The organism is Pseudoduganella sp. RAF53_2, from assembly GCF_052113985.1.
In the GTDB taxonomy this organism is placed as follows: Bacteria; Pseudomonadota; Gammaproteobacteria; order Burkholderiales; family Burkholderiaceae_D; genus Rugamonas.
On record NZ_JBFRDW010000091.1, the window covers coordinates 1 to 12,750 of the forward strand.

General features: G+C 62.6%; 14 protein-coding genes. 6 read left to right on the plus strand and 8 right to left on the minus strand.

The window, feature by feature from the left end; translation table 11 throughout:
• The 6 genes from AB4Z11_RS07940 to edd form a co-directional block, all read right to left on the minus strand.
• Positions 1–240: hypothetical protein (locus AB4Z11_RS07940; RefSeq protein WP_442024154.1), on the minus strand; the 240-nt coding region annotated here is incomplete at its 3' end.
• 41 nt (positions 241–281) lie between these two features.
• Entirely contained in the window at positions 282–935 is a 654-nt protein-coding gene (locus AB4Z11_RS07945; protein ID WP_442024156.1) for a DUF4386 domain-containing protein, read from the minus strand.
• 10 nt (positions 936–945) lie between these two features.
• Positions 946–1,302, minus strand: coding sequence for a bleomycin resistance protein (locus tag AB4Z11_RS07950; protein ID WP_442024158.1), 357 nt, complete (start codon positions 1,300–1,302; stop codon positions 946–948).
• A gap of 35 nt (positions 1,303–1,337) precedes the next feature.
• On the minus strand, positions 1,338–1,829 hold the full coding sequence (locus AB4Z11_RS07955) for a Rhs element Vgr protein (protein ID WP_442024160.1): 492 nt from the start codon (positions 1,827–1,829) through the stop codon (positions 1,338–1,340).
• Positions 1,829–2,449 (minus strand): bifunctional 4-hydroxy-2-oxoglutarate aldolase/2-dehydro-3-deoxy-phosphogluconate aldolase, encoded by a 621-nt coding sequence (eda, locus tag AB4Z11_RS07960; protein WP_442024162.1) that lies wholly within the window; start codon positions 2,447–2,449, stop codon positions 1,829–1,831. The genes AB4Z11_RS07955 and eda overlap by 1 nt, the downstream gene beginning before the upstream one ends.
• 1 nt (position 2,450) lies before the next feature.
• The gene (gene edd / locus AB4Z11_RS07965) at positions 2,451–4,373 is read right to left on the minus strand and encodes a phosphogluconate dehydratase (RefSeq protein WP_442024164.1); all 1,923 of its coding nucleotides are present in this window, start codon (positions 4,371–4,373) and stop codon (positions 2,451–2,453) included.
• 229 nt (positions 4,374–4,602) lie between these two features.
• On the opposite strand from edd, the gene pgi reads away from it, so the two are divergent.
• From pgi to AB4Z11_RS07990, 5 genes are all read left to right on the plus strand, one after another.
• Complete coding sequence (gene pgi, locus AB4Z11_RS07970) at positions 4,603–6,252, plus strand: glucose-6-phosphate isomerase (RefSeq protein ID WP_442024166.1); 1,650 nt, start codon at positions 4,603–4,605, stop codon at positions 6,250–6,252.
• Positions 6,249–7,142 carry an SMP-30/gluconolactonase/LRE family protein gene (locus tag AB4Z11_RS07975; RefSeq protein WP_442024169.1) on the plus strand — a complete coding sequence of 298 codons (894 nt, stop codon included), beginning with the start codon at positions 6,249–6,251 and terminating at the stop codon, positions 7,140–7,142. Before pgi ends, AB4Z11_RS07975 begins: the two co-directional genes overlap by 4 nt.
• Before the next feature lie 37 nt (positions 7,143–7,179).
• The gene (gene zwf / locus AB4Z11_RS07980; RefSeq protein WP_442024171.1) at positions 7,180–8,652 is read left to right on the plus strand and encodes a glucose-6-phosphate dehydrogenase; all 1,473 of its coding nucleotides are present in this window, start codon (positions 7,180–7,182) and stop codon (positions 8,650–8,652) included.
• A 7-nt stretch (positions 8,653–8,659) separates the two neighbouring features.
• Positions 8,660–9,514: an SIS domain-containing protein gene (locus tag AB4Z11_RS07985; RefSeq protein WP_442024173.1), complete on the plus strand. Its 855-nt coding sequence runs from the start codon at positions 8,660–8,662 to the stop codon at positions 9,512–9,514.
• A gap of 138 nt (positions 9,515–9,652) precedes the next feature.
• On the plus strand, positions 9,653–10,600 hold the full coding sequence (locus tag AB4Z11_RS07990; protein WP_442024175.1) for a GGDEF domain-containing protein: 948 nt from the start codon (positions 9,653–9,655) through the stop codon (positions 10,598–10,600).
• Here the strand turns inward: AB4Z11_RS07990 and AB4Z11_RS07995 are convergent.
• On the minus strand, positions 10,588–10,863 hold the full coding sequence (locus AB4Z11_RS07995; protein ID WP_442024177.1) for a DUF4242 domain-containing protein: 276 nt from the start codon (positions 10,861–10,863) through the stop codon (positions 10,588–10,590). The genes AB4Z11_RS07990 and AB4Z11_RS07995 overlap by 13 nt on opposite strands.
• A gap of 13 nt (positions 10,864–10,876) precedes the next feature.
• Entirely contained in the window at positions 10,877–12,133 is a 1,257-nt protein-coding gene (locus AB4Z11_RS08000) for a D-amino acid dehydrogenase (RefSeq protein ID WP_442024179.1), read from the minus strand.
• An 11-nt stretch (positions 12,134–12,144) separates the two neighbouring features.
• Here AB4Z11_RS08000 and AB4Z11_RS08005 point away from each other — a divergent pair.
• Positions 12,145–12,750 (plus strand): hypothetical protein (locus tag AB4Z11_RS08005; protein WP_442024181.1); only part of this gene is annotated, 606 nt, incomplete at its 3' end.

Consider the following 12,750-nt stretch of genomic DNA (forward strand, 5'->3'; position numbering starts at 1 on the left):
GCCTTGGTACGCTTCTTCGTCCAGGACTTCGGGGATCATCACGCCGAAGCCGTTGGGCTGGATGTCGGTGAAGCCGTATTTCGCGCATTCGGCAGTTGCGCCTTCCCACGATTCAACATCGTCCACCTGCACCTGGAACAGCATGCATTTGTGGACGGCGTCCACTTCCGGGTAAAAGAATTCGTACTCGGACTTCCCCGCGAAGCGGCCCTCAAAGCTGTAGATTGCAACAATGCTCATTGATCCGTGATCTCGTTATTGTGTTCGGAAGAGAGATACTATCACTCACTCGCCACCGTGGCGACCGTCGCCGGGGAGCGCATGCTGAATGCCAGCAGCCATAGGCATGTGCCAATTTCGCCCAGCGCGGAGGGCAGCGTGACGTAGTTTGCGTCGAAATCGGGGGAAAGCACGCGGCCAAAGACGTCGATCAGGTAGCCAAGGCAGCCCAGCATCAGCAGCATCCCAAGCACTCTTGGAATAAAGCCGGAGCGATAAGCCAGATAGCCGAATGGCAGCAGCCACAGCCCCCAGAACAGCTTGGCGATCAGGATGCCGTTGCCGTATGCCGCAAGCGCCAGATCGATCTGCTGCTGCGGCGCGGATTGGGCGACGAGTGTCAGCACATCGAGTTTGTAGCGCAGGCTAAGCAGCGAGATCGGCACGCTCACAACCGCCAGCGCCACCATCAGCACCGCAATCTGTGGACCGTAGCCGCGTAGCAGGCGGTATAGCGCAAACGGCAGCAGCAGGAAGGCCACGTAGCACAGCAGGCCCGCTGCGATACCGAGCCGGTACAACTCCAGGTGCGAAGAGATTTCGGTGGGCGGTACGTGCGACGGCACATAGCCCAGGCTGAAGATTCCGGTGACTACAACGATGAGATACAGCAGGCCCGCCACGCGCGCCACTTGCTTCTGTTCCGATGTAGCCATGGCCATGCTCCTAAGAGGGATCGCTCGCAAAGCGCAAGCGGTTGCCGTCGGGGTCCCGCAGCTGCATTTCGCGCGTCCCCCAGGGCATATCTTCCGGCGGCGCGTAAGGTGCCATGCCGCGCGACTTGAAATCCTCGAAACACGCGTCAACATCCGGCACGATGAAATAGACCGCCCCGCCCGGCTCGCAATCACCGGTATGCTCGGTCAGGAAGATGCTCTGGCCGGCACGCGTCAGCTGTACGAACAGTGGAAAGCCGGGCTCGAAGCGGTGCTCCCAATCGACCACGAAGCCAAGGCCATCAACATAGAAAGCCAGGCTGCGCTGGGCATTGGTCATGCGGAGCTGTGGGATCACGGTTTGCATGCCGTGAGCATGACGCAGAAGTAGCAAAAATGCAATCAGCCGCGGCCGGGTAAGTGGCAAGGATCGGACGGGTCGATCAGGAATGTGTCGAGCGCCGGCGAATAGGCCGCCGTGTCGGCGTTTTCGATAAAACGCAGGAAGAAGTAGTCAGCCAGCAGCTCGGCCTGCGCTTCCATATTGTAGTCACACAGCCGCAGCTCGGCAGTTAGTTCGTAATCGTAGGACAGCCCAAGCCGGATCGCGCCGCGCAAGCGCACGGGATAGCCCAGCTGGTGCTGCCACACATGCGCCATCTCATGCATGAACCAGTGCTGCATCTGCGCCGAGGCAGAAGCAAAATCGTCGAGGTAGCTGGAAGCGTGGAAGTACAGCGAGCCGTTAGGCGTGATGCAGACGTTCTTCGGCTGCACGAGAGGAAGGTAGCGGGCGTTGTGAACACGTACCCGCGAATAGTCGATGGCGTCGCCGAACAGCAAGCGCGCCATCGCTATCTCGCCCGCTGTCAGACAACGGGCGATGCGCTGCATCAGGACCTCAGCGCAGATGCTGCCTTGGCCAGCGCGGTGATGCGGTCCCAGTCGCCGGCCGCCATGGCATCCTTTGGCGTCAGCCAGGAACCGCCAACGCAAGCCACGTTCTTCAGCGCCAGGAAGGCCGGTGCGGTTTCCTGAGAAATGCCGCCGGTCGGGCAGAAGGTGATGTCGGACAGCGGTCCGGCAATCGCATTCAGCATGCCCACGCCGCCCGCCGGGACAGCCGGGAACAGCTTGAGCTGACGGAAGCCCTGCTCGCGTGCCTTCATCACTTCGGAAGGCGTCATCACGCCCGGCAGCAGCGGCAGGCCGGACGACTTGGCGGCGCCGATCAGTGCATCGGTCAGGCCCGGCGACACGCCGAACACCGCGCCCGCATCGCGCGCAGCGGCAAATTCCTCCGGCTGCGTCAGCGTGCCCACGCCAACAATGGCGCCTTCGACTGCGCTCATGGCGCGGATCGCATCCAGGCCATGCTTGGTGCGCAGGGTCACTTCCAGCACGCGGATACCGCCCGCCACCAGCGCTTTCGCCAGCGGCACGGCGTGATCAGGATCGTCGATCGCGATCACAGGGATCACGGCCGAAGTACGCATAATTTCAAGTAAGGTCATCTCAGGCTTTCTTGATCAGGAAATCTTCATCGGAACCGGGCACGGTGTTGCCCACATTGAGGCCGCCATGCAGTTCGACCGTGGTCGGAATCGGCGACGGCAGCGGGAACAAAGTAGCGCCCTTCTCCGCTTCGCACACGGTGTTGCGGAACATGGTGAACAGTTCGCGGCCCATGCCGATCTGGTTCGGCGACAGGTCGGCGGTTGCCAGCGAGCGCGCATGCCAGACATCGGAGGCCACCAGCGCTTCCAGCGTGCCGCTGGCTGCGTCCAGGCGGATCATGTCGCCATCGCGCACCAGGCCCAGAGGACCGCCGGCCAGAATTTCAGGCGACACGTGAATCGCCGCAGGCACCTTGCCGGATGCGCCGGACATGCGGCCATCGGTCACCAGCGCCACCTTGCGGCCCGCGTCCTGCAGATTGGCCAGCGCCGGGGTCAGCGCGTGCAGTTCCGGCATGCCGTTGGCCTTCGGTCCCTGGAAGCGGATTACCGCCACGAAGTCGCGATCCAGCTTGCCGGCCTTGTAGGCGGCCATGAACTCTTCCTGCGAATTGAAGGTCAGCGCAGGCGCTTCCACCGACTGGTGTTCCGGCTTCACCGCGGACACCTTCATCACCGCGCGGCCCAGATTACCCTGCACCAGCACCATGCCGCCATCCTTCGAGAACGCATCGGCCACGCCGCGCAGCACTTTCTCGTCGGCGCTCTTGGCCGGAGCATCCTTGAAGATCACGCCTTCGCCGTCATCGGACAGGAATGGCTCGGCGCAGTGGCGGCGCAGGCCCTTGCCCAGGATGGTGTTCACGTCTTCATGCAGCAGGCCCGCGTCCAGCAGCTCGCGGATCACGAAGCCGGTGCCGCCCGCAGCGTGGAAGTGGTTCACGTCCGCATCGCCGTTCGGGTAGATGCGGCACAGCAGCGGCACCACGGACGACAGCTCATTGAAGTCGTCCCAGTCGATCACCACGCCCGCAGCCTTGGCGATCGCCACCAGGTGCAGGGTGTGGTTGGTCGAACCGCCAGTCGCCAGCAGGCCGACGATGGCGTTAATGATGGATTTCTCGTCGACGATATGACCGACCGGCGTGAACTCATCGCTCATCTCGGTGATCTGCGCGGCGCGCACGGCGGCGGCAGCAGTCAGCGCATCGCGCAGCGGGGTGTATGGATTGATGAAGGCGGCGCCCGGCAGGTGCAGGCCCATGATTTCCATCAGCAGCTGGTTGCTGTTGGCGGTGCCGTAGAAAGTACAGGTGCCCGGACCGTGGTAGGAAAGAGACTCGCCTTCCAGCAGTTCTTCACGGGTCGCCTTGCCCTGAGCATAGCGCTGGCGGATTGCAGCTTTGTCCTTGTTCGACAGGCCGGAAGTCATCGGGCCGGCCGGCACGAACACCGCTGGCAGATGGCCGAAATGCAGTGCGCCGATCAGCAGGCCCGGCACGATCTTGTCGCACACGCCCAGGTACAGCACGGAGTCGAACATATTGTGGGACAGCGCCACGGCGGTCGACATGGCGATGGTGTCGCGCGAGAACAGCGACAGTTCCATGCCCGGCTGGCCCTGGGTCACGCCGTCGCACATGGCTGGCGTGCCGCCTGCGAACTGGGCCACGGCGCCGGCCTTGCGTACGGCGTCCTTGATGATGGCCGGGAATTGCTCGAACGGCTGGTGCGCCGACAGCATGTCGTTGTAAGCGGAAACGATGGCCACGGAAGGCTTCTTCACTTCCTTCAGGATCAATTTGTCGTTCGCCGGGAACGCGGCAAAGCCGTGGGCCAGGTTGGTGCAGGCCAGGGTGCCGCGTTGCGGGCGGCCCTTGACGCGGGCGGCCTCAAGATGGGCCAGATAGGCGCCGCGCGATGGGCGGCTGCGCTGGATAACCCGCGCGGTAACTTTTTCCAGGACTGGATGCAACGGCATGATCGTTCCTCATCAATGAATTGTCAGAAATTTTACTACAAAATTCCTCCTCGCCTGCATCTTTCGCATACGAGATTGAATCCGCATTATCAAACTGACAGGCATTCTTGCCTTGAATCTTCGAAGGAAGCGCTGATTTGCGCAGCTCCGTAAAAGTTTTGTAGTGAATTTACCGAGTTTTCCTGTATAGTTAAATAATATTCTCAATCCAATAGAACATCGGACAATTATGCGCCTGCCCGCTTTGACCTCTACCGCCGCATATCAGGCCCTCGAAAACCACGCGCACGACGCCCGCGAATGGGAGATGCGCCAGCTGTTTGCTAAGGACCCGCAGCGCTTCCCACGCATGACCGTGGAAGCGGCCGACCTTTTCCTCGATTATTCCAAGAACCGCATCAGTGCCGAAACCGTTGAGCTGCTGGTCCACCTGGCGCGCACGCGCGGCGTTGCTGAGCAGCGCGACGCGATGTTTGCCGGTGAAAAAATCAATATTACCGAACGTCGCGCTGTGCTGCACACCGCGCTGCGTATGCCGCGTGGCAAACAGCCGAAAGTGGACGGCCAGGACGTGAACGCCGACGTGCACGCGGTACTGGACCGCATCAAGGTCTTCACCGATAAAGTCCGCAACAACGGCTGGCTGGGCTACACCGGCAAGCCGATCACGGACGTGGTCAATATCGGCATCGGCGGCTCCGATCTGGGTCCGAAAATGGCTGTTCTGGCACTGCGTTCCTACAGCCATCCGCGCTTGAAGATGCATTTCGTGTCCAATGTGGACGGGCACGATATGGATGCCGCGCTGTCGCAGGTGAATCCTGAGACGACGCTGTTCATTGTGGCATCGAAAACCTTTRCCACCGCCGAAACCATGATGAATGCGCAGTCCGCGCGCAGCTGGTTCCTGAAGACAGCCAAGGAAGCGGATCTGCCGCGCCACTTCGTTGCGGTGTCCACCAATACCGAAGCAGTGCGTGCTTTCGGCATCGATCCGGAAAACATGTTCCCCTTCTGGGACTGGGTCGGCGGACGTTATTCGGTGTGGTCGGCAATCGGCCTGCCGGTGGCACTGGCCGTGGGCTTCGGGTATTTCCAGGCCTTCCTGCAGGGCGCGCATGAAATGGACGAGCATTTCCGCAGCGCGCCGCTGGAGCAGAACATGCCGGTGCTGCTGGCCATGATCGGCTTCTGGAACCGCCAGTTCCTGAACTGCACTTCGCTGTCCATCGCGCCGTATCACCAGGACCTGAACCGCTTCCCGGCCTACCTGCAGCAGCTGGACATGGAATCCAACGGCAAGCGCGTGACGAAGAATGGCCAGCCGGTCGATACGCCAACCTGCCCTGTCGTCTGGGGCGAGTGCGGCACCAACGCGCAGCACGCCTATTTCCAGCTTCTGCACCAGGGAACGGACGTGACGCCGATCGACTTCATCGCCGCGCTGCGCGCATCGCATGACCTGCCGGGCCATCACGATGCACTGCTGGCGAACTGCTTCGCTCAGGCCGAAGCCTTCATGAAGGGCAAGACCGATGCCGAAGTGCGCGCGGAGCTGAAAGGCGCCGGCATGTCGGCCAGCGACATCGAAGAAATGGTGCCGCACAAGCTGTTCCCGGGTAACCGCCCTTCCAATATGATCTTGATGGACCAGCTGACGCCTGCTACGCTGGGCGCGCTGATCGCGCTGTATGAGCATAAGACTTTTGTGCAAGGCGTGGTGTGGAATATCGCCAGCTTCGACCAATGGGGCGTGGAACTGGGCAAAGTGCTGGCCAAGAAAATCCAGGCCGAACTGACCGGCGAAGCTGACACCGAAGTGCATGACAGTTCTACCAACGGCTTGATCGCCAAGGCAAAGGCCGCGCAGATCCTATGAGCACTTACGACATCAGCGTCGCCTGCGACGCCGTCTCGAAAGTAGGCGAAGGCCCGCTCTGGTCGCCGGAAGAGAAAGCCCTGTACTGGGTGGACATCGAAGGCAAGGCCGTGCAGCGCCTGTGCGCCACCAGCGGCAAGTACGAGCAGTGGGCCATGCCTGCGGAGCCTTCCGCACTGGCGCGCGACGCGCAAGGCGGTCTGGTGGTCGCCATGCGCAGCGGCTTCGCGCATCTGAACACCGATAACGGCGCGCTGACGCAGATCCTGTCTGCGCCTTACGACCAGTCCACTACCCGCTTCAACGACGGCAAAGTCGATCCGGCCGGCCGCTTCTGGGTCGGCACGATCTACGAACCACGCGACAAGGAAGCCGCCGAGATGTTCGTGCTGGAGCGCGGCGCCGTGCGCAAAGCCTGGTCGGGTGGCATGACCAACTCCAACGGCCTGGGTTTCAGCCCGGACGGCAAGACCATGTACCACGCCGATACCGCTACGCACCGCGTGCGCGCTTTCGATTTCGACGTGAAGACCGGCGCCGTGTCCAATGAACGCGAACTGCGCCGCTTTGACGATAACAAGTCCTCGCCCACTTACGGCGGCCGTCCCGACGGCGCTGCGGTAGATAGCGAAGGCAACTACTGGGTCGCCATGTTCGAAGGCGGCCGCATTGTGAAACTGTCCCCGTCCGGTGAACAGCTGGATGAGATCAAGCTGCCGGTACGCTGCCCCACGATGGTCGCATTCGGCGGCGCCGACCTGCGCACGCTGTACATCACCAGCGCCAGCAAGCGTCCGGCGGAAGAACTGGCGGCCATGCCACTGAGCGGCAAGCTGCTGTCCGTACGCCTACCTGTCGCCGGCCGCATCGAGCCTGCTTACGTAGCGTAGTACCTCATTAAAACACTGACATCACCACGAAGACATTATGGCCCTTTCCGATTTTGACCTGGTTCTGTTTGGCGGCAGCGGCGACCTCGCGATGCGCAAATTGCTGCCTGCGATGTATAGCCGCGACGTGTGCGGCGATCTGCCGCCGACTGCGCGCATCATCTGCGTCGGCCGCGCCGAGAGCAGCCAGGAGGACTTCATCAAGATGGTGAATACCGACAGCCGCCCGCACAACAAAGCCGCCAAGGGCTCGGAAGAAAGCTGGACGCGCTTACTCGGCCGCATCACCTACGTATCGCTGGATGCGACCGACCCGGCCACTTACAAGCCGCTGTCCGAGGCGCTGCGCAACGACCTGTCGCTGACCCGCGTGTACTACCTGGCCACCCCGCCTGCCCTGTTCTCGCAGATCTGCGACAACCTCAAGGCCAACAAGCTGGTGGCACCGAATTCCCGCGTGGTGCTGGAAAAACCGCTGGGCCGCGATCTGGCATCGGCCAAGCAGATCAACAAGGAAGTCGGCACCGTCTTCGAAGAATCGCAGATCTACCGTATCGACCACTATCTCGGCAAGGAGACCGTGCAKAATCTGCTGGCCCTGCGCTTTGGTAATATCCTGTTCGAGCCGCTGTGGCGCCGCGAGTGGATTTCGGACGTGCAGATCACCATTGCCGAAAAGCTTGGCGTAGGCAACCGCATCGGCTACTACGACACCTCGGGCGCCCTGCGCGACATGCTGCAGAACCACCTGYTGCAGCTGCTTTGTATCGTCGCCATGGAACCGCCAACCTCGATCGCGCCGGACGCCGTGCGTGACGCCAAGCTGCAAGTGCTGCGTTCCCTGAAACGCTTCACGCCGACCACGCTGGCACAGAACATCGTGCGCGGCCAGTACCGCGCCGGCCACGTCGATGGCCAGCCTGTGCCGAGCTATCGCGATGAACCGGAAGCGCCACAGAATTCGCGCACCGAAACCTTCGTCGCCATGAAGGCGGAAGTGGATACCTGGCGCTGGGCGGGCGTGCCCTTCTACCTGCGCACCGGCAAGCGCATGGCGGACGGCCTGGCGGAAATCGTGGTGCGCTTCAAGCAGATTCCGCATTCGATCTTCAATCAGCCGACTTCCAGCTTCCAGCCGAATTCCCTGGTGATCCGCCTGCAGCCGGACGAAGGCCTGCGCATGAATCTGATGGCCAAGACGCCAGGCGAAGGCATGCGCCTGAAACCGGCGGAACTGGAACTGGACTTCCGCGAGACATTCAAGATGCCGCGCATGGATGCCTACGAGCGTCTGCTGCTCGACGTGCTGCGCGGCCAGTTGACCTTGTTCATGCGCGGCGACGAACTGGAGGCGGCATGGGAATGGGTCGAACCGATCCTGAACTACTGGGAGCAGGACGAAACCTCGCCGCTGCCATATGCCTCCGGTACCTGGGGCCCTGCCGCCGCCAGTGCCTTGATCGGACGCGATGGCCTACAATGGCGCGAAGAAGCGCTCCCGGAAGACTAAAGACTAAATGCTGCTTGACTCCATCCGCACCCAGCTCGACTCGCTCTCCAAATCGGAGCGCAAGGTCGCGCTGGCGGTGCTAGACAATCCTTCGCGCACTGTGGGTGCGAACATCACGGCGCTGGCCAAGACGGCCCAGGTGTCCGAACCCACCGTGGTCCGTTTCTGCCGCACGCTGGGCTATGACGGCTGGCACGAGTTCAAGCTGAAGCTGGCGCAGGGCCTGGCCCTCGCCATGCCGGGCATGAACGAGCTGCCGGCGCAGGACGACCTGGCGTCGGACCTGATCAACAAGATCTGCAGCCGCTCCATCAACACCCTGCTCGACCTGCGCAACAATCTGAACGCGGAACCGGTGCAGAAGGCGCTGGACATCCTGTCGCGCGCCAAGAAGATCGAGTTCTACGGCCAGGGCACGTCCGGCATCGTGGCGGCCGACGCGCAGCACAAGTTCTTCCGCTCCGGCGTACCGACCGTGGCGTATTCCGATCCGGCCATCCACAGCATCTCCGCAGCCCTGCTGCGTGAAGGCGATGCGGTGGTGGCGATCTCCCAGCGCGGCAACAACCCGGCGCTGGTGCGCTCGGCCAAGCTGGCGCGCGAAGGCGGCGCGGAGGTGATCGTGCTGGCGCCGTCCGGTACCCTRCTGTCGGAACAGGCTTCGGTGCTGATTCCGATCGACCTTATTTTCGCCACCGACCCGTACACGCCTATCTCTGCCCGCCTGGCTTACCTGGTGGTGATCGACGTGCTGGCCGTCGGCCTGGCCTTGCAGCGCGGGCCTGAATTCCGCAGGAAGATGCTGAACGCGCAGAAGGCGCTGCAGGAATTCGATATGCAGTTCGACTCCTTCATCGGCTAAACCCAAAGCAAATGCTGGTGCCAGCCACTGCGTGGCAGGCACCGGTTTCCGGCCCGCGGCTTCGCACAGGTGCCTGCCACATCGTGGCTGGCACCAGGTTTTGGCGGTAGGTTTAGCGCTTGAAATATAATCGCTGCCATGCTCGAATCTAATCTGTTTGGCCGCATCCTCGGCCTCGCCAATCTAGGCATGATGGTGCTGGACGCCGGCCAGCGCGTAATTTACTGGAACCAGTGGCTGTCCAGCCGCTCCGGCCTGTCTTCAAGCCGCGTACAGGGCTTGCAGCTGCTGGAACTCTTCCCCGAACTTTCCGGTGGACGCATGGAGCAGGCGGTGCTGACCGCCCTGTCCAGCAACCTGCCCTCCGCCCTGCCGCCCAATCAGAACCGCTCGCCCTTCCCCCTTTTCGCCGCCGGCACCTGGGGCGGTGAGCGCATCGGCCAGGCGGTCACCGTGACGCCATTCAGCGAGGGCAAGGAGCGCTACTGCCTGATCGAAGTCGCCGACGTCACCGGCACGGTGGACCGGGAAAAACAGCTGCGCGGCCAGGCCGAAGCCCTGCGCCAGCAATCCTATGTGGACGGCCTGACCGGCATCGCCAACCGCCGCCACKTCGAMGTGGCGCTGGACCGCGAACTGCGCCGCGCGCACCGCAATGGCAACGAGCTGTCCCTGCTGCTGATGGATATCGATTCCTTCAAGGCCTACAACGACCATTTCGGCCATCAGCAGGGCGACGCCTGCCTGACCATGGTGGCGGAAGCGTTTGCGTCCATGCTGCAGCGCCCTGCCGACCTGGCGGCGCGCTACGGCGGTGAGGAATTTGCCGCCGTGCTGCCGGACACGAATRCCGAGCAGGCGCGCAGTCACGCGGAACGCATTCGCGCCCACGTGGAATCACTGAAACTGGCGCACGCGCCGAAAGCCGTGCATCCCCATGTCACGCTCAGCATCGGCGTGGCCGCTTTCGACAAGTCCCGCCTGGCGGATGCCAAGTCGCTGCTGGAAGCGGCCGACCGCGCCCTGTACGCCGCCAAGCACGGCGGACGCAATCAGGTCGTGGTGGATACCGTTCAGCCTTTGTAGAAGTAGGGATCGAGCACCGTTACCGGCGTGATCTTGTCGACCGGCAGACTGTTCGCCTCGGCCGTCTCGCGGATGGCCTCGGGCGACGGTGCTTCATACAGGCAATAAGTCTTCTTCAGGTCGTCGCTGACGTAGGAGTGAATCCACGTCACGCCGCTGCGCGCATTGGCGCCGATCACGGTATTGCAAGCCTGCGCGCCTTCCGCATTGACGGGAATGTGCAAGCCCTCAGGGAAAGTGCGTTCGACGATATAGCGTGGCATGGCGGTCTCCTGTTCAGGCAACTCGGCGCGATGGCCGCATCCTTTCACCATAGTGCATAGACGCCGCTTGCGCGACCATATCCGCCACGATTTCCGCCGTTGCAGCGGAAAGCGTCCAGCCGAGGTGACCGTGACCGGTGTTGTAGAAGACGCCGGGCAGCATGCCGGGGCCGGCGCGCGGCTGCATGTCCGGCATCATGGGACGCAGACCGGCCCATGGCGTAACATCGCTCACATCGATACCCGGGAAGCTGCGCTGCACCCAGTCCACCAGCGGACGAATGCGCTCTGTGCGGATCTCGCGGTCGAAGCCGGCAAATTCGGCGGTGCCCGCGACGCGGAACCGGTCCTGGCCGAAGCGGCTGGCGACCAGCTTGAGCGCGTCGTCAACCAGGCTGACGGTGGGCGCTGCCCCGCGACTGCCGAAGGTGTTCAATCCCACCGTGATCGAATAGCCCTTCACCGGGTAGACATTCACGCGGTCGCCAAGTGTAGCGGCCAGCGCAYGGCTGGCGGTGCCGGCGCAGATTACCGCAGCGTCGATCGGGTACTCGACGATTTCCCCGCCCGCAGTGCGCGCAGTGATGGACACGCCCGGCGTGACGGACTGCACCTCATGGCCGCACAGGAAACGGACGCCGTGGCGCGCGCAGGCGCGCGCGAGGCCCAGCGTGAATTTGTGGATATCGCCTGAGCTGTCGCTGTCGGTGAAGTGGCCGCCGTAGTAATCGCCCTGCAGTGCGGGCTCGATAGCGCGCATTTCAGCTGGCGTGACGGCGCGGCGCATCAAGCCGCCCTGCGCAAGTAGCGCCGACACGCGCCCGCCATGCTCGAAGCCCGCCTTGTCGCGGTACACATGCAGGATACCCTCGCGGCGCAAATCGAAGTCGATATCTTCCGCCTGCGCCCACGCAAACAGGTGGCGGCGCGCCTCAACTGCCAGGCGCGCAATTGACACGGTGGTGTCGCCGTAGCGCGGGATGGCGGACAGGAATTCGGCAAACCAGCAGAGCTTATGCCAACTGGGCGCCGGACGAACCAGCAGTGGCGCATCCTTGCGCAACATCCAGCCTAATCCCTTGCGGACATTCGACCAGCTGTTCCAGGCTTCCGCATGCGATGCCGAAAGCTGGCCGCCATTGGCGAAGGAAGTCTCCATCGCCGGATGCGCATGGCGCTCGAACAGCGTGACGTCCAGTCCGCGCAGCGCCAGCGCATAAGCTGTGGTGACGCCGGTGATACCGCCGCCGATGACCGCAATGGATTTCATGAAAGGCTCCGATGGAGCCGAAGATGGTATCCTGCCCTGACCAGCTTTCGCAAGCAGAATGTTGCCATTCAAACCATGTCACGAATTCGCAGGAAGTGCGATATACACGATATGGACATGGCGCCGATGCACAGACATTGGCAGAAAGGCATGAAATGAGAGCAAATTACAACCCCGAAGGCAGGAGCTACAGCGCCGAAGACATCCGTATTCGCGCTGACGAGGTCGCACAGCTGACCGCCGCCCTGACGCCTCTCGCTACCGAGCTTTTCAGCCACGCCGCCTGGTTCCACACCGCAGCAGAAAGTGCTGCTGCCCTGAGCGAAGAAGCCGCCGCATTGCTCAAAGACATTCTTGCCGAAATGGATGAACAAACGGAAGTCGACGCGGAATCATCCCGGCTGGCAAGCAAATTGAGCGAAGTGCTGGCCCAGGAGCACCCGTTGCCGGAAGGCGAATGGGTGGATGCCCGCGGCAAAGACCTGGCACGCGCCATGGCCGGCTTCTGGTTCAATCTGGGCGACAGTGAAGCCATACGTGCCGATGCCTGCGACGAGCTGATGACCGGGCGTGCCAACACGCCTGCGCAGCAGGACCTGGCGACGCTGTGCGCACGC